The organism is uncultured Brevundimonas sp. (assembly GCF_963977465.1).
In the GTDB taxonomy this organism is placed as follows: domain Bacteria; phylum Pseudomonadota; class Alphaproteobacteria; order Caulobacterales; family Caulobacteraceae; genus Brevundimonas.
This window is the reverse complement of sequence record NZ_CAXBOQ010000005.1, coordinates 81127-96835: the sequence shown is the minus strand read 5'-3', so window position 1 is coordinate 96835 and position 15709 is coordinate 81127. Positions and strand designations below refer to the sequence as shown.

At 67.7% G+C, this 15709-nt stretch carries 14 protein-coding genes; 1 reads left to right on the top strand and 13 read right to left on the bottom strand.

Translation table 11 applies throughout. From position 1 onward, the window contains the following. Positions 1–11 precede the first annotated feature (11 nt). From AAC067_RS11565 to timA, 8 genes are all read right to left on the bottom strand, one after another. Entirely contained in the window at positions 12–404 is a 393-nt protein-coding gene (locus AAC067_RS11565) for a helix-turn-helix transcriptional regulator (RefSeq protein ID WP_339932662.1), read from the bottom strand. Between the two features lie 73 nt (positions 405–477). Beyond that, positions 478–1068 carry a helix-turn-helix transcriptional regulator gene (locus AAC067_RS11560; protein ID WP_339932660.1) on the bottom strand — a complete coding sequence of 197 codons (591 nt, stop codon included), beginning with the start codon at positions 1066–1068 and terminating at the stop codon, positions 478–480. 71 nt (positions 1069–1139) lie between these two features. Further along, positions 1140–1697: a NifU family protein gene (locus AAC067_RS11555; protein WP_339932658.1), complete on the bottom strand. Its 558-nt coding sequence runs from the start codon at positions 1695–1697 to the stop codon at positions 1140–1142. Between the two features lie 82 nt (positions 1698–1779). Continuing rightward, positions 1780–2253, bottom strand: a complete 474-nt coding sequence (locus tag AAC067_RS11550; protein WP_339932656.1) for a universal stress protein — start codon at positions 2251–2253, stop codon at positions 1780–1782. Positions 2254–2342: 89 nt separating this feature from the next. Beyond that, entirely contained in the window at positions 2343–7211 is a 4869-nt protein-coding gene (locus AAC067_RS11545) for an NAD-glutamate dehydrogenase (RefSeq protein WP_339932654.1), read from the bottom strand. 368 nt (positions 7212–7579) lie between these two features. Next, complete coding sequence (locus tag AAC067_RS11540) at positions 7580–8713, bottom strand: AI-2E family transporter (RefSeq protein ID WP_339932652.1); 1134 nt, start codon at positions 8711–8713, stop codon at positions 7580–7582. Positions 8714–9177: 464 nt separating this feature from the next. Beyond that, positions 9178–10347, bottom strand: a complete 1170-nt coding sequence (locus AAC067_RS11535; RefSeq protein WP_339932650.1) for an MltA domain-containing protein — start codon at positions 10345–10347, stop codon at positions 9178–9180. A 32-nt stretch (positions 10348–10379) separates the two neighbouring features. Then, positions 10380–11015, bottom strand: coding sequence for a TIM44-related membrane protein TimA (gene timA / locus AAC067_RS11530; RefSeq protein WP_339932648.1), 636 nt, complete (start codon positions 11013–11015; stop codon positions 10380–10382). 248 nt (positions 11016–11263) lie between these two features. Here timA and secB point away from each other — a divergent pair, with 248 nt between their 5' ends. After that, positions 11264–11797 carry a protein-export chaperone SecB gene (gene secB, locus AAC067_RS11525; protein WP_339932646.1) on the top strand — a complete coding sequence of 178 codons (534 nt, stop codon included), beginning with the start codon at positions 11264–11266 and terminating at the stop codon, positions 11795–11797. A gap of 34 nt (positions 11798–11831) precedes the next feature. Here secB and dnaQ read toward each other — a convergent pair whose 3' ends face one another. The 5 genes from dnaQ to AAC067_RS11500 are packed head-to-tail and all read right to left on the bottom strand — an operon-like array spanning position 11832 to position 15472. Then, a complete protein-coding gene (gene dnaQ / locus AAC067_RS11520; protein ID WP_339932644.1) occupies positions 11832–12560 on the bottom strand; it encodes a DNA polymerase III subunit epsilon in 729 nt (242 codons plus the stop codon). A gap of 5 nt (positions 12561–12565) precedes the next feature. Beyond that, positions 12566–13207, bottom strand: a complete 642-nt coding sequence (gene coaE / locus AAC067_RS11515) for a dephospho-CoA kinase (protein ID WP_339932642.1) — start codon at positions 13205–13207, stop codon at positions 12566–12568. Continuing rightward, the gene (locus AAC067_RS11510) at positions 13204–14004 is read right to left on the bottom strand and encodes a shikimate dehydrogenase (RefSeq protein WP_339932640.1); all 801 of its coding nucleotides are present in this window, start codon (positions 14002–14004) and stop codon (positions 13204–13206) included. Before AAC067_RS11510 ends, coaE begins: the two co-directional genes overlap by 4 nt. Beyond that, positions 14001–14606 (bottom strand): nucleoside triphosphate pyrophosphatase, encoded by a 606-nt coding sequence (locus tag AAC067_RS11505; protein ID WP_339932638.1) that lies wholly within the window; start codon positions 14604–14606, stop codon positions 14001–14003. Before AAC067_RS11505 ends, AAC067_RS11510 begins: the two co-directional genes overlap by 4 nt. Continuing rightward, positions 14603–15472, bottom strand: coding sequence for a pyruvate, water dikinase regulatory protein (locus AAC067_RS11500; protein ID WP_339932636.1), 870 nt, complete (start codon positions 15470–15472; stop codon positions 14603–14605). The genes AAC067_RS11505 and AAC067_RS11500 overlap by 4 nt, the downstream gene beginning before the upstream one ends. Positions 15473–15709: the final 237 nt, after the last annotated feature.

The window sequence follows — 15709 nt, the reverse complement described above, 5'->3', positions numbered from 1 at the left end:
GTGTCGGATCGTCAACCGCGACGCGCCAGCGCCGCCACCACCCGGGCAATCGAACGCCGCACCCTGACGTCCTCGATTCTGGGGAAGGCTGTCGCCAGTACCCGCCCCTCGCTCGAGGCTTGAAGCCGTTTGACCTTGCCCAGCCAGTCGGGCGCGTCCGGGCCCTCGCCACTCGAATCGACCGGCGGAAACAGCGCGCCGACCGAAGTGCCCAGAACGGTGGCGATCCGGTGGAGGCGCGATGCCGAAATCCGGTTGGCCCCGGTCTCGTATTTCTGAACCTGCTGGAAGCTGACACCGAGCTCGGCGGCCAGCGCCGACTGCGACAGGCCCAACGCCGAACGCCTCAGGCTGATGCGGGCCCCGACATAGACGTCGACACTGTTTCCGGACCGGATGCCCATCCGCCGATTTCCCTGATTGATCCGAACCAGGGTGTTTCATGAAACCGGGCGGAATGCAACGATTTTGTTTCATTCAGTGTTCCAACCGGGCCACCACGGCGGCCACCTCACGAATGGTCGACCGGCAAATCCGCTCTTCGACCCCGAGGCCGGACGGTCCGCCATGCACGATCAGGGCCTCGGCATCGGCCCGGTCATAGAGCCGGATCCGGGCCTCGCCGTCGTCCATATGAATGACGCAGCCCTGATCGCGGCGCGGCCAACGTCCGGGCTCGTACACCAGCACCACGCCGGACGCCGCCCAGGGCCTGAGATCATCATTGGACAGTTGCAGGCGGGGCAGCGCCGCCATCTCGTTGTCGACACTGCGGCTGAACGCGCGACCCCGGGCCTCAAGGCCGGTCGGCTCCGGTTCCGGCTGGGGCTGAGCCACGCACTGTCGTTCGAGATCCTCGACCGTGGCGTCGAGCGCCGCCGTCAGCCGACGCTGAACGTCGGGGCGGAACAGACCGGGGCGGCGACCGGCCTCATAGAGCCCCCACCCCTGACTGGTCATGCCCATCCGGGCCCCGGCGTCGGCCTGACTCAGGCCTCGGTCCCGGCGAAGGGCGGCAAGGGCTTCGCCCAGGCGACGGGCGGCCGGATCGAGTTCGAAACGCGACATCCGGCAAACATGCCATCGTCTCCGCAGCGTGGCGAGTACGAAAACGTTTCACGCAAGCGGGGAAGCGGTTGTTAGAGAACCTGTTCGACCCGGGTTACTTCGGGAACATAGTGTTTCATCATCTGCTCCACCCCTGCCTTAAGCGTGGCTGACGACGACGGGCAGCCGGCGCAGGCTCCGCGCATGCGCAGGGACAGTACCCCGGTTTCGGGGTCGAAGGTGTCAAACAGGATGTCACCGCCGTCCTGGGCGACCGCTGGGCGCACCCGGCTGTCGAGCAGGGCCTTGATCTCCGCCACGACTTCACTGTCGTCCGCGGCATGGCCCTCGGCCTCCGGGGCCTCTCCGCGCATCAGAGGCGCGCCGGAGACGAAATGATCCATGATGGCCGCCAGAACCGGCGCCTTGATTCCGGTCCAGTCGAAGTCCGGATGGCGTGTGACCGACACATAGTCCGCCCCGAAGAAGACGCCCCTCACCCCTTCAAGCTGGAACAGGGCTTCGGCCAGTGGCGACACACTCGCCGCGTCGATCGACAGGAACTCCTGGACCCCGGCCGTCGCCACGTCGCGGCCCGGCAGGAATTTCAGCACGTTCGGATTCGGCGTCGTCTCGGTCTGGATGAACATACGCTCCAGATGCGCCCGGCCTGCGCCGGTTTCAAGACCGGAGCACGCGACACGTTGCCCCTCTGCCTCTGGTCGACGAGCGTCAGCCCAGGTCTTCGATCTCAGCCTCGGTCAGTTCGCCCGGAACGATGGTGACGGGTAGTTTGCGCCCACCGAACGCCCCGCCCTGTTTGAGCACGGCCGTGACCAGTGGGCCCGGCCCCCGGGCACCGGACCCGGCCGCCAGAACAAGAATCTTGATCTCGGGATCGTCGCGAACGACCTTGTGGATGGCGTCCTGAGGCTCGCCCTCCTCGATCAGGAACAGGGGCTGGGCCCCTGAACGTTCGGCGGCCTCCTCGCCCAGACGGTTCAGCAGGGTCTCCGCTTCGGAGCGCAGTTCGCGTTGAATCTCATCACGCACACCGGACCAGTGGGCGTCGGAACCCGTCGGCAGAACGCGCAGCAGGGCGACCCGTCCGCCCGTCGAGCGGGCACGACGCGCGGCATAGCGCAGCGCAGCGTCGAACTCCGGACTGTCATCGACGACGACCAGAAATTTACGGGGCAAGGGCATTCCTTTCGGACGCTGTCGAAAGCCTGGCCAATCCGGCCGGGGGTTCAACAAGAAGCGACCCCCGACCTGTGCCGGGGGCCGTTTCGGGTTCAGGTCGCCGTGGCCGCAACCTCACGAATGGCTCCGTTGGCGATGGTTAGCTTGGCGAACGTCCAACCCTTACCCGAGGCCTCGATTTCGTCGACCGAGGCACGAACCCCCTCGACGATCCTGAGCCGGGGACCGATCCAGGTGTCGACCGCCTGCTCGGCCGCAGCCTCGCTTTCCCCGACCGACATATCGGTCGACCGGGCCACGGCGCGCGTCAGAACCATCTGCTCGGACATCAGGTCCTCGATCAGGCGGCGGACGGCCAGGCGGTCGAAATGATCAGCCGACGGCACGGCACCGGCCGCCGCACGCAGCCGGTCGAAATCGAAGGCCGCGCCGACCTGATGGTACAGTCGCGCCATTTCCGGTTCTGGCCAGCCGGCCTCGCGGGCCAGGTCGCCGATATCAGACGTCGCCACCAGCGGACGGAGAAGAGCGACGGCCTTGGCCATCTTGACCGGGACTCCGAGGCCGATGAACGACTGCACCCGCTTGTCCAGCCGGTCCTGTTCGAAATGCGACAGCACCACCCCGCCGCGGGCCCTGAGAGCATCGGCAGCGGGCCGGTAGGCCGCGATCAGACCATCGACCGTCGCCCCCGCCCGGGCCGCACGACGGGCCAGCCAGAAGGTCTGGCGGCGCAGCACGGTCGAGATTTCGCGATAGAGCACGATCTGGGCCTCGGCCGGAATCTTGAGGTCCAGTCCCGAGACCGCATCCCAGGCCTCGTCCAGCCGGAAGACCCGACGGGCGGCCTCGAAGGCAATGACCATCGCACCGGTGTCGCATTCGGCCGACTGTCGCAGGCGCTCGGGGAAGCTGGGGCCGCACATGTTGACGATCTCGTTCGACAGCACCGTCGCCACGATCTCGCGGTGCAGGCGATGCCGTTGCATATCCGCTTCGTATTTCGCCAGCGGCCCCGGGAAATAGCGCACCAGGGTCTCTTCGAAGAAGGGATCTTCAGGCGCGGCCGAAGCGACGATGTCGTCGAACAGTTCGATCTTGGAATAGGCGGTCAGCACCGCCAGTTCCGGCCGGGTCAGGGCCTGATCCGAACCCTTCATCTCGGCCAGACGCAGGTCATCGGGCAGGCCTTCGACCTTGCGATCCAGCTTACCCTTGGCTCCCAGCCACTGCATGAAGCTCTGCTGCGCATCCAGCGCTGCCGGGCCGTCGGCTTCCTGTAGAGACAGCGCGAGGGTCTGGTCATAGTTGTGCGCCAGCACCTTGAGCCCGACCTCATCGGTCATCGAGGCCAGCAAGGCGTTGCGATCACCGACCTGCAGCGATCCCGAGGCGATGGCGGCCCCGGTCAGGATCTTGATGTTTACCTCATGGTCAGAGCTGTCGACCCCGGCGGAGTTGTCGATGGCGTCGGTGTTGATGCGTCCGCCGCTCAGGGCGAAGGCGATGCGCCCGGCCTGGGTCATGCCGAGATTGGCCCCCTCACCGATGACACTGGCGCGGACCTCGCCGCCATCCACCCGGATCGCGTCATTAGCCTTGTCGCCGACCTGGGCATCCGTCTCGCGCGGAGCCTTCACATAGGTGCCGATGCCGCCGAAATAGAGCAGTTCGGCCGGCGCGCGAAGGATCGCCTTCATCAGTGACGCCGGATCCAGAACCGTGTCCTCGATGTCCAGCGCCGCCCGAATCTCGGGCGTCAGGGCAATCGATTTGGCCGAGCGGGAGAAGACCCCGCCGCCCTTGGATATCTTCGACTTGTCGTAGTCCTGCCACGAGGTGCGGGGCAGTTTGAACAGCCGGTTGCGCTCGACCCAGGACGTGGCCGGGTCAGGGCTCGGGTCGATGAAGATGTCGCGGTGATCAAAGGCGGCGACCAGTTTGATCGCTTTCGACAGCAGCATGCCGTTGCCGAACACGTCGCCCGACATGTCGCCGACGCCGACCACGGTGAAGGGCTCGGTCTGGATGTCCTTGCCCATTTCGCGGAAGTGGCGCTTGACCGCCTCCCACGCGCCGCGGGCGGTGATGCCCATCTCCTTGTGATCGTAGCCGACCGAGCCCCCCGAGGCGAAGGCGTCGTCCAGCCAGTAGCCGTAGTCAGCCGAGATGCCGTTGGCGATGTCCGAAAAGCTTGCCGTGCCCTTGTCGGCGGCGACGACCAGATAGGGATCGTCGCCTTCCCACATCACCACGTCGGCCGGATGCGCTACCGAGCCGTCGGCGACGATATTGTCGGTGATGTCCAGCATGCCCGACAGGAAGGTCTTGTAGGCGCGGATGGCCTCGGTCTGAATCGCATCGCGGTCGCCGCCCTTGGGTAGGCATTTCGGATAGAAGCCGCCCTTGGAGCCGACCGGCACGATGACGGCGTTCTTGACCTGTTGCGCCTTGACCAGGCCCAGCACCTCGGTGCGGAAGTCGTCGCGGCGATCCGACCAGCGCAGGCCACCGCGTGCCACCGGGCCGAAGCGCAGGTGCACCCCCTCGATATGCGGAGCCCAGACGAAGATCTCCCGATAGGGTTTGGGCAGCGGCAGGTATTCCAGCTCGCGTGACGCGATCTTGATCGAGATATGCGCCGCCGGCTGGCCGTCCGGACCGACCTGGAAATAGTTGGTGCGCTTGATGGCCTCCACCAGCAGCGCAATCCGCCGCAGGGCCCGGTCGTGGTCAAGACTACGGACGTCCTGCAGCAGACGATTGATCCTGGCGATCAGCGCCTCAACCGGGGCCTGACGACTGGCGACATCGCCGAGCGTCGGATCGAATTTGGCCTTGAACAGGGACAGGATGGCACGGGCCACCTCTGGATATTCCCGCAGGGCCTCTTCCTGGACCACCTGGCTGGGGTCCAGCCCGGTCTGCTGACGATAGCGAGCCAGGGTGCGGATCAGCGCCGCCTCGCGCCAGTCGACCCCTAGTTCCAGCACCAGTCGGTTGAAACCGTCACTCTCGGTGCGACCAGACCAGACCGCGGAAAAGGCCTGTTCAAACGGGATCTTGACGTCCTCGAACGTCAGGCTGTCGCCGCGCGGATCCTCGAGCAGGAACTCGTGGATATAGATGGGGACATCACCGGCCGGCCGGATGGCATTGCCGAATTCCTCAAGGGCCTTCAGTCCCATGTCAGCCAGTATCGGCAGAACGTCGGACAGGGGCACTGCCGATCCGCGCCGATAGAGCTTGAAGCGGAAATGCAACGAGCTGTCGGTCGCCGTGCGGAAGGCGCGAACCGCAACCGGCTCTCCCCCGTCGACCAGGCCGGACCCGTTCAGGCAGTCGAAGGCCTGTACATCCTGTACCGCCTCGGTGGCATCGTAACGGTCGCGATAGCCGGCCCCGAACGCATCGGCCCATTTGGCACTGACCGGGCCGACCGAGACCTCGCCGAAACCGGCGACGCGGACCGCACGCTCGAACCGGTCGATCCAGCTGCGACCCGCCTCGGCGACGGCGATCTCAAGGGCATCCATGTCCGGTGTCGGATGGTCCCCGGCCGTGACGCCGATGATATAGTGGATTCGCACCAGCGGCTGGTCCGACAGCTGCGGATACCAGGCCGACAGACGTCCGCCCCAGGCGTCGGCCAGAAGCCGGCCGATCCGTTCACGGACACTGGCGTCGAAACGCTCGCGCGGAATGAACGCCAGTACCGAGACAAAGCGGTCGAACGGGTCGTTGCGGGTGAAGATCTTGATCCGCGGCCGGTCGTAGAGGTGGAGAATGCCGTTGGCGATCCCCAGCAGCTCATCCTCGCGGATCTGGAACAGCTCATCCCGGGGATAGTTCTCGAGGATGTTGCGAAGACGCTTTTCGTTGTGGCTGCCCGGAGTCTTGCCGGCGCGGGCAAGGGCGTTGGTCACCTTGCGGCGCACCAGCGGGACCTGGGAGGCCGTGCGGTCATAGGCCTCGGCCGTGAACAGACCGACGAAGCGGGTCTCGCCAGACGGACGGCCATCCGCGCCGTACCGCTTGACCCCGACGTAATCCATATAGGCCCGGCGGTGGACCCGGGAGCGGATATTGGCCTTGGCCACAGTCACCGGTTCGGACAGGTCCAGCTGGCGCTTCATCGACTTGGTCAGCACGGCCGGCTCGTTGGCACGACGCAAAACAGTGCGCTCGGGGTCACTGAGAACGCCCAGGCCTTCACCGGACTGGCTCAGCGGGGCCTCGGCCTCATAGCCACCGCTTGCGGTGCGGGGATAGTCGTAGTCGCGCGCGCCGAGGAAGACGAAATGGTCGTCATTCAGCCAGCTCAGAAAGGCCAGATTTTCCTCGACCACCGCCGGGTCCACCCCGGCGGGGCAGGCTTCCAGATGGGCGATCGAGCGCGCCATCAGCGCGTTCATCGCGCCGTGATCGACGACCGCTGAGCGCACATCGGCAAGGGACTGGGCCAGGCCCTCGCCCAGAGCGTCGCGGCGCTCCTGCGGCAACGGATCGATGACGACGATGATCATCGACTCGCGCGCCGCCTTGTCACCGGGACGGGCCGTCTCGACGACCGGATGGAACAGGCCCCGGACCATGACGCCGACCTCGGCGAGCTCACCCATGACACTGTCGACCAGGAAGGGCCGGTCGTCCTGAATGATCTGCACCACATCACAGCCGGTGGACCGCCCGCCGACACCCGCGAGCGGACCGATGGTGATCTGGGCCGGGTCGCCGGACTTGCGGGTCTGCGCAGACTGCCAGACGGTGGCCAGCAGGACAGTGAGGTCGTCGCCGGCAATTTCGGGAGTCTCATCCGCGGCGTAGTCGTCAAACGCCTGCTGCAGGTAGGACTGTTCCACCGTGCCCAGTACCCGCTGGCCAAGGGCCTTCGCGAAGCTTTTGCCCAACGCCTCCAGCGTGATCGCTTGGGAAGACGCAGTAGGGGCTTCGCCGGACATGGGCAGGGTCTCTTTCAGCACGGCACGGGGCCGCTCGCGGGTTGTTCGAGCCAGACACTAGAGTGGTTTCGGGGCCGGAGGAAACAACTCCGTTCGAGGCACGCCAGCGCTGCTGCTGACTAGGCGAATGGCGGCGTGCGGGAAAGTCCCAAAAGCGTCATTGGCGCGACCGTGGCAGGACCGCCACGCCTCTCGTCCGGCCTTGCCGGGTCCCACGAACAAGGCCGCCGGACTTGCGTCCGGCGGCCTGCTCGGGATCGACGCCAGGAGGGGAACAGCGCCGACCACCGGGCACCGCGGCTTTGGGGGGGAGGGGGCCGCGGCGTCCATTCAAAGATGGGATCGCATTGGGGCGCTGCAAGGGCCGATCAGCCCTCCGAAGCGGTCGGGGGGCGCGGCGTCTTGACGCGGCCCCGGGGCTTCTCCTCGGCTGCCGGTTTGTCGACATAGGGCTCGCCGTCTCCCGACAGCAGAATGGCCATCCAGCGCGAGCCCTTGAACTCGGCCAGAATCGCCATCGCCATCACCGCCAGCGGCGTCGACAGGAACATGCCGACCACGCCCCAGAGCTGGCCCCACAAGGCCAGCGACAACAGCACCACCACCGGATCGATATTCTGATTGTCGCCCTGCATCCGCGGCTGGACCATGTTGCCGACCACGAACAGGATGATCTGCAGACCGACCAGCAGGATCAGGGCCGGCCAGTAGGCCGGAAACTGGACCAGGGCGAAAACAGGCGGGGCCAGGCCGGCGATGGCCCCGCCCAGCACCGGAATGAAGCCGACGATGAAGATGACGAAGGTCCAGAACTCGGCATTCTGCAGGCCGACCGCCCGCATCAGCAGCCAGGCCGCGGCGCAGATCATGGCCCCGGTCACGGTCTGGACCCAGAGATAGCCCTCGACGCCGCCGCGGACACGTTGGAACACGTCGACCGCCTCGGACCGCGCGGACCGCTCCGGGAACAGGTTGACCAGCTTGCGCCGGAAGCCGTCCTGCGATGCGATCAGGAAGCCAAGATAGACCATCACGAAAATGGCCCCCACGACCACGCCCTGGGCCTGTCGGGCCACCATGGCGATGTAGCGGGACAGGTCGACCCGGGCGATCAGTTCGCTGGCTGTCGGGGGCGAATACTGGCCGAACAGCCGGTAAACGTCAGCCAGGATCTGGTCGAGGCGCGGCCCCAGCGCCACCGCATCGGTCGAGGCCTGGTCGAAGAAGCCGCGCGCGCCGTAAACAATGATCGTGATCGCCCCGAGAAAGCCGAGGATCACCAAAATCAACGCCGCGATCCCGGCCCAGCGCTCTGTCAGTACGGTTTGGTGCTCGATGAACCGTTTCACCCCGTCGATCATGATCAACAGGAAGATGGCCATGGCCAGGGGCGTCAGTATGCCGCGCAGCCAGTAGAGAGCGGCACCGGCGGCGACCGCCGCCAGCAGGACAAGGGCGTTTCGCGAGACCGCGGAGGTGGGGACGGCAAGGGCGGGTTTCATGGCCTTCCTTGTCGAAGGGTGGGCCGTCGACGTCAATCAGCATTGTCGGGATCGTGAGTCGGCTGAAGAGACCCTGGCCGTCCGCTACGCGGCAGTAGAGGAGGTCGAAGCCGGGTCAACGGCGCGGGAGGTCGAGGCCACCGCGCAGAAAGCCGAACGGGCCGGGGCCGGGGCCGGGACCGCAGAACTTCGATGTCCCGTCTGTCACCGGCGTGTCGGAAATAATTTCGGCCGGTCGGTCAAATGCGGATTCCTGTCCGGTGTTCGACCCTTTTGGTCCCCTCGCGGTCGGGACGGCGGAGGGGTGATGGTGCTGAATTGTCAAAGACCGGGCGGTCCTTCCGGGCGAGGCCGGAGTCCGTCCCGATCAGTATAGGGCAGGCTGGAAGGAGGGTGGGTCGATTTACGGAACGGGCAGTGAAACCCGCCCCGGAGTCCCGGTCTTGTCCCCATAAGGCCCCGGATTATCTGTCCCCGGAGTCCCCATTCGAACGGGGGATCAGACGCCACATGCGCAGGGGATGGCGGACGGCTCCGGCCTCGGCTCCGGCGGACTCGCCACGGCCCATATAGAGATCGGCGCGGACCGGACCCCGGATGGCCGAGCCGGTGTCCAGCGCCATCGCCGCCCCCTGATAGCTGCCGCGCGCGCCCCGCAGATTGCCGCCGTCGGCACTGAGCCAGACCAGGTCGCCGTAGCGCCAGTGGGCCGGGTCGACGGCGATGGCCCGCCGGGCGGGCAGGGGGACGCCGGCGGCCCCGGCCGGGTCACCCCCGTCATCGGGATCGATGCGGAAGAAGATATAGCGGGGGTTCAACGCCATGACGGCACGGGCCTCGGCCCCACGGTGCGCGGCCAGCCAGCCACGGATCGCGTCACCCGAGGTTCCGTTCTGCGGCAGCAGGCCGTCGCGGGCCATCGGCCGGGCGATCCCGACGAACGGCGCGCCGTTGTCGCCGGCATAGGCGAGCCGGGCCCGACCCCCGTCGGCGAAGGTCAGGTAGCCCGAGCCCTGGATCTGCAGAAAGAACAGGTCCTCGGCCCGCAACCAGGCGAGCGGGGCGGCCGGGACCGCTGCTTCGATCACGGCGCGCACGGGATAGGGCCCGGTCGAGCCGTCGGCGCGACGCTGCAGGGCCTGGCCGTCGCGGCGCACCAGATCGGCGGGAACGGCCAGGGCCGGCGCATCAAACTCGGCATCCGGCTGGCGGCGCGCGGGATATTCCGGCGCGAAATAGGCGGTCAGCAGGCCGGGGGCTCCGTCATCGGTCCGGGCCGGAACGGCGGTGAAGCCGGTTTCCAGAAAGGCGCGCGCGTCGGACGGGGATACCGAACCGGGCACAAGGGCGCGGGCCCGGGCGCACAGGCTTCGGGCCGCGCGGTCGCGGGCAACGCCGCAGCCCGTGCGCCAGGCGCTGAACGCCGCCAGATGGTCTTCATGATCCCAGCCCGGCAAGGCGGTCAGGGGCTGGCCGGTCGGAGCCGGACGGGGGGCATCGTCCCCCGCAACCGGCGCGGCCGGGACCGGAACCGGGGCCGGAGCGACGGGAACGGTGGCGGACCCCGTGTCGGTCGCAGGCGTGGTGGCGCAGGCCGACAGGGACAGAACCGCGACCAGGATCGCAGCTGTCACCGTCGTCCGCCGCGCGATCACGCTGCGGTCGCTCACGCGCTGGCGGGTTCGACCCGGGCCAGGACCCAGTTCGGATCATCGGCACCAAGGGCGCGCTCGAAGGTCCAGTGTTCGGCGGTACGCCGCTCCTCAACCTGTTCCTCGCCCCCGGCCGGAGTCAGACGATTGCGCAGTTCGGCGAGGAACCGGACCTTGGCCACAGCCCGATCGCCCTCGACGGTCGCCAGTTCCAGATCGGCGCGCGGCGGATGGAGGAATTCGGCCTGTTCGACGTCACCGCGGGTTTCGCGGGCCGTGATTCCGGCTTCAAACGACTTCATGACCGGCTCGGTGAGCAGAGGCTTTAGGGTTTCCCGATCCCCGGCGGCATAGGCGCGCACGATCGATTCATGAGCCTGACGCGCGCCCTCGAGGAAACGCGACGGGTCAAAACCGGGCTCACGGGCCTTGAGACCCGAAATGGCGACCAGGGCCGCGGCTTCGAGGGCCGGCGAACGCGACCCTGCGTCAGGCGCATTAGCCGTGGCCGGGACAGCTCCGACCTTGGGCGCGGCCCGGGCATTGTCCTCGGGCTGACGTCCGATCTTCTTGCCCAGCACGTTGTAGAGCTGGAACAGCACGAACAGGGCAACCACGGCGGCGGCGATAAGCAGATATGGGACCGGCACAGGGTATCCTTGGTCTGGCCCTCCGGAAAAACCCCCGGCGGGCGCGGAAACTGACGATTAGGGGCTGATATGGGGTGTTGCAAGGCGACCTGCACCCCCACCCCTCTGCAGCGACCGCCGGGAACGGCAATTCCCGCACGGTGTGCAGCGTTGCCGCCGGGGGTCCGGCCGTGCTAACCGGCGCGCCTTCACCCGCAGGCTGAACCGCCTGTTCCGGCTTTCCCGTTCGAGACCACGGCGACCTGTCCATGACCGATGCAACTCCCCCTTCCGACACTCCGGACTCCAAGGCCGCGCCGGGCAACGGCGCACAGACCGGGGGCGCGCCGGGTCCCGGCTTCCGCATCCTGGCCCAGTATGTTCGCGACCTGTCGTTCGAAAACCCCAAGGCCCCTGACAGCCTGCGCGTCGAGGGCAAGCCGGCCATCGATCTGGGCGTCGAGATGAATGCCCAGGGTCGGGCTGACGGTCTGTTCGAGGTCGATCTGAAACTGTCGATCAAGGCCACCACCGACTCCATGCCGGTCTTCCAGGTCGAGCTGCTGTACGGCGGCCTGTTCGCCCTGCAGGGCGTCACGGAGGAAGAGATCGAGCCGCTGCTGCTGACCGAATGCCCGCGCTATCTGTTCCCGTTCGCCCGCGAGATCGTCGCCCGGGCCACGTCGGATGGCGGCTTCTATCCGCCCTTCATGATGGAGCCGATCGATTTCGCCGCCATCTATGCCGCGCGCAAGGAAGAGGTGGCCCGCGGGGCCCCGACCGCACCGGTCGGCCAGGCCTAGAGGCCGCTTCCCAAGACCATGAACAGGGCGTCCGTCAGTCGGTGGACGCCTTTTTCATGTCCAGACCATAGCCGGCCCACAGGGACTGATCCTTCAGCATGGCGGCCAGAAAGTCCCGGTGCGCCGCCCGTTCGTCCGGATTCGAGCGCGGGGCCAGGGGCCGGGGCCGTGGGGCATGGCCCCCGGAGGCCATGAAGGCCGCCGTGGTCGCCGACGCCCCGCCGCGCGTGCTCAGGTCCAGCACCCGTTCCTTGCCGCCCTTCAGCTCCAGATAGACCTCGGCCAGCAGGCGGGCATCGATCAGGGCCCCGTGCAGCGAGCGTTCGGCCAGGGAAATCTTGAAGCGCCGGCACAGGGCGTCGAGCGAATTGCCCATGCCGGGAAAGCGGGTCTGGGCCAGCTTCAGGGTGTCGATCCAGCGATCCTCATGCAGGATCGCCTGACCACACAGGGTCATCTCGTGATTGATGAAACCCCGGTCGAAGGCGGCGTTGTGGGCGATGACCGGGGCCTCACCGATGAATTCCATCAAATCGGCGGTGATCTCGCGGAATTTCGGCGCGTCCTTCACCTGGGCGTCGGTGATGCCGTGCACCCGGATGGCGTCAGGGTCGATCAATCGCTCGGGATGGACCAGGCGGTGAAAGGTGCGGCCGGTCGGCAGCAGGTCCTCGATCTCGATACAGCCAACCTCGATCAGCCGATGACCCTGGCGTGGATCCAGACCGGTGGTTTCGGTGTCGAGGACGATTTCGCGAGCCATGACCCTTAATGAGGCGGTTCGCCCTCGTCCGGAAGACCCTGTCGCGGTGGCGACCACTGCGGATCGAGGACTGTCCCCACGATTTCGGCGACCCGGGCCCGGGCCGGGTCCAGTCCATGGCCGGTATCGACCAGAAAATCGGCGCGGCGGCGCTTTTCGGCGTCCGGCAGCTGACGGGCGAGGATGGCGTCCAGCCGTTCCGCGGTCATGCCGGGCCGGGCCAGCACCCGGCGGCGCTGGATGTCGGCGTCGGCGGTGACCACGACCACGGCATCGACGGCGGCGTCGCCCCCGGTCTCGAACAGCAGGGGGATGTCGAGCACGGCCAGCTTGACCCCGCGCGCCTCGGCCGCGGCCAGGGCCTCGAGCCGGCCGGCCAGCACCAGCGGATGGACGATGGCCTCCAGCCGGGCGAAGGCGACCGGATCACGCCCCAGGGCCTCGGCCAGCCGCGTCCGGTCGACGGCCCCGTCGTTGACCACGCCGGGAAAGACATCGCCGACCGGGGCCACCGCGGCACCGCCCGGGGCGTAAAGAGCGTGCACGGCGTCGTCGGCGTTCCACACCAGGGCCCCGGCGTCGGCGAACATCTGCGTCGTGGTCGACTTGCCCATGCCGATCGATCCGGTCAGGCCCAGCACGATCATGGCGTCACCTCGCCGAGCGCGGCCAGGGCGAGGCTGCGCACGTCGATGGCCGGCGGCGCGATGCCGAACAGGGCCGCAAACGACGGCCGGGCCTGACCGACCAGCATGGCCAGCCCGTCGACGGCCGTCAGGCCGCGGGCCCCGGCGGCGGCAAGGAAGGGGGTGACCAGCGGGCGGTAGGTCATGTCCAGCACCACAGCGTCGCTGCGCAGGACCGACAGATCAATGTCGGGCGGGACGCTGAGGGCATTGACCACCAGAGCCGCTGTTCCCAGCGCCGACGGATCGGCAACCGTGGCCCTGAGGTCGACGGCCAGGGCCTCGGCCCGGGCCCGGGTCCGGTTCAGCACCGCCACCCTTGCCCCCGCGACTGTCAGGGCCGCAACGGCCGCCCGGGCGGCCCCGCCGGCCCCCAGCACCACCACGGCCTTGTCACGCACGTCGAGCGCCGGGGCCTGTTCCGCCAGGGCCGCCATCAGGCCGCTGCCGTCGGTGCTGTCAGCATGAATGAGGCCGCGCTCGAACAGCAGCAGATTGGCGGAGCCACAGGCCCAGGCCACAGGACTGACGGCATCGGCCAGCGCCAGCGCCTGTTGCTTGAACGGTGCGGTGACGTTGAGGCCGCGCAACTCCCCGGCCCGACCGCGCGCGACCAGGGCCGCGAATTCTGCCTCATCAGCCGGGCCGTGGCGATGGTAGACGGCGTCCAGCCCGGCGGCCTCGATCCAGGCCCCATGGATCAGGGGACTGAGCGAGTGGGCGATCGGCTGGCCGGCGACCCCGGCGATCAGGGTCACGAGGCCAACACGCCGACACGGCGCAGTTCGGCCAGCACCGGCCACAGGGGCAGGCCGAGCACAGTGAAATAGTCGCCGTCGACGGACTCGAACAGCTGTGAGCCCATGCCCTCGAGCCGGTAGGCCCCAACACAGGCCAGCAGCCCCTCGCCTTCGCTCGCCAGATAGGCATCGAGAAAGGCGTCGGAAAAATCGCGCATGACCAGGGTGACGGTGTCGACTCCGGACCAGACCAGCCGACCGTCGCGGGCCAGGGCAGCCCCGGAATGGAGCTGATGGCTGCGGCCGCGCATCGTGGCCAGCCGGATCCGGGCCGCCTCCAGTGACGGAGCCTTGGACACCAGACCCCCATCGAAGGCCAGGGTCTGGTCGGCCCCCAGCACCCAGGCCTCGGAATCATGACGCGACACGGCCAGCGCCTTGGCCCGGGCCAGTTCCAGCGCCAGTTCGACTGCGTCGACATGGGTCAGGCTGGCCTTGAGTGCTTCTTCATCGACATCGGCGGGACGGACCGTGAAGGGCACGCCGGCCCCCGCCAACATATCGCGGCGAGCAGCGCTGCCCGAGGCCAGGACCAGATGTTCGCCGGGCGCGCCGGTCACCAGGTGGCTCCGACCCGACGGGTGCGTCGCTCACTGACCAGGTTGATGATGGCGGCCGCGGTCTCCTCGATTGAGCGGCGGGTGACGTCGATCACCGGCCAACCGCGACGTTCGAAGGCGCGCCGGGCCTTGACCGTCTCGTCGCGGACCGCGTCATGGTCGACATAGGCCGAGGCACGGTGGGCATTGAGCCCGTCGAGCCGGTTCTTGCGGATCTGTACCAGCCGGTCGGGCGACACGGTCAGGCCGATGACCAGCGGATTCTTCAGGCCCACCAGACGTTCGCCGTCCTCCTGTCCGGGAACCAGCGGCACATTGGCGGCACGGATACCGCGGTGGGCCAGATAGATGCAGGTCGGGGTCTTGGAGGTGCGACTGACCCCGCACAGAATGACATCGGCCCCTTCCAGCTGTTCGGTGGTGCCCTGGCCGTCGTCGTGGGCCATGGCGAAATCGAGCGCCGAAATGCGGTTGAAATAGTCGTTGTCGAGCGTGTGCTGGGCCCCGACCCGGGTCGACAGGGCCGCGCCCAGATAGCGCGACAGAGCCCCGACCAGCGGGTCGAGCGCCCCGATCTGCGGCATGTCGAGACGACGGCAGCCCTCTTCCAACTGTTCGCGCAATTCACGGTCGACGATGGTGTGCAGCACCACGCCCGGAGCCGAGGCCATTTCTTCCAGCACCCGCTCCATCTGCCGCGATGACCGGACCAGGGCGTAGATATGCTCGATCGGAATGACCCCGTCGAAGCGGGCCGTCACCGCCTTGGCCATGGCGTTCAGCGTTTCGCCGGTCGAGTCCGAGACCAGATGGACATGGAAATAGGTGGCCAGGCGGGTGCTGCCCGGGATGCGGGCGGGCGTCATCGGAGTGTGCTCATCGAATTAGGCTCATAGACCGAAGACTCCTGGGGACGAAGGCGGGCACCGATCCGGGACGACGGCCGCCGGCTGGGCACGGTTCTCTATAGCCGGACCCGGCCGGAGCAGCGAGCGGGGATGAGCCGGGACCATCTGCCCCGCCCCGCCGGACTCCATCCCCCGCTGCCAGGGTCAGGGCCGGCCGGCTGGGGACAGGCTTAACAAACCCTTAACGCCCCCCGA

Excerpts from the sequence above, each read along its gene's own strand:
- dnaQ (WP_339932644.1), bottom strand. The coding sequence starts at position 12,560 with ATGGCTCGCGAAATCGTCCTCGACACCGAAACCACCGGTCTGGATCCA.
- AAC067_RS11540 (WP_339932652.1), bottom strand. The coding sequence starts at position 8,713 with ATGAAACCCGCCCTTGCCGTCCCCACCTCCGCGGTCTCGCGAAACGCC.
- AAC067_RS11555 (WP_339932658.1), bottom strand. The coding sequence starts at position 1,697 with ATGTTCATCCAGACCGAGACGACGCCGAATCCGAACGTGCTGAAATTC.
- AAC067_RS11560 (WP_339932660.1), bottom strand. The coding sequence starts at position 1,068 with ATGTCGCGTTTCGAACTCGATCCGGCCGCCCGTCGCCTGGGCGAAGCC.
- AAC067_RS11550 (WP_339932656.1), bottom strand. The coding sequence starts at position 2,253 with ATGCCCTTGCCCCGTAAATTTCTGGTCGTCGTCGATGACAGTCCGGAG.
- AAC067_RS11565 (WP_339932662.1), bottom strand. The coding sequence starts at position 404 with ATGGGCATCCGGTCCGGAAACAGTGTCGACGTCTATGTCGGGGCCCGC.
- AAC067_RS11500 (WP_339932636.1), bottom strand. The coding sequence starts at position 15,472 with ATGACGCCCGCCCGCATCCCGGGCAGCACCCGCCTGGCCACCTATTTC.
- AAC067_RS11545 (WP_339932654.1), bottom strand. The coding sequence starts at position 7,211 with ATGTCCGGCGAAGCCCCTACTGCGTCTTCCCAAGCGATCACGCTGGAG.
- secB (WP_339932646.1), top strand. The coding sequence starts at position 11,264 with ATGACCGATGCAACTCCCCCTTCCGACACTCCGGACTCCAAGGCCGCG.
- coaE (WP_339932642.1), bottom strand. The coding sequence starts at position 13,207 with ATGATCGTGCTGGGCCTGACCGGATCGATCGGCATGGGCAAGTCGACC.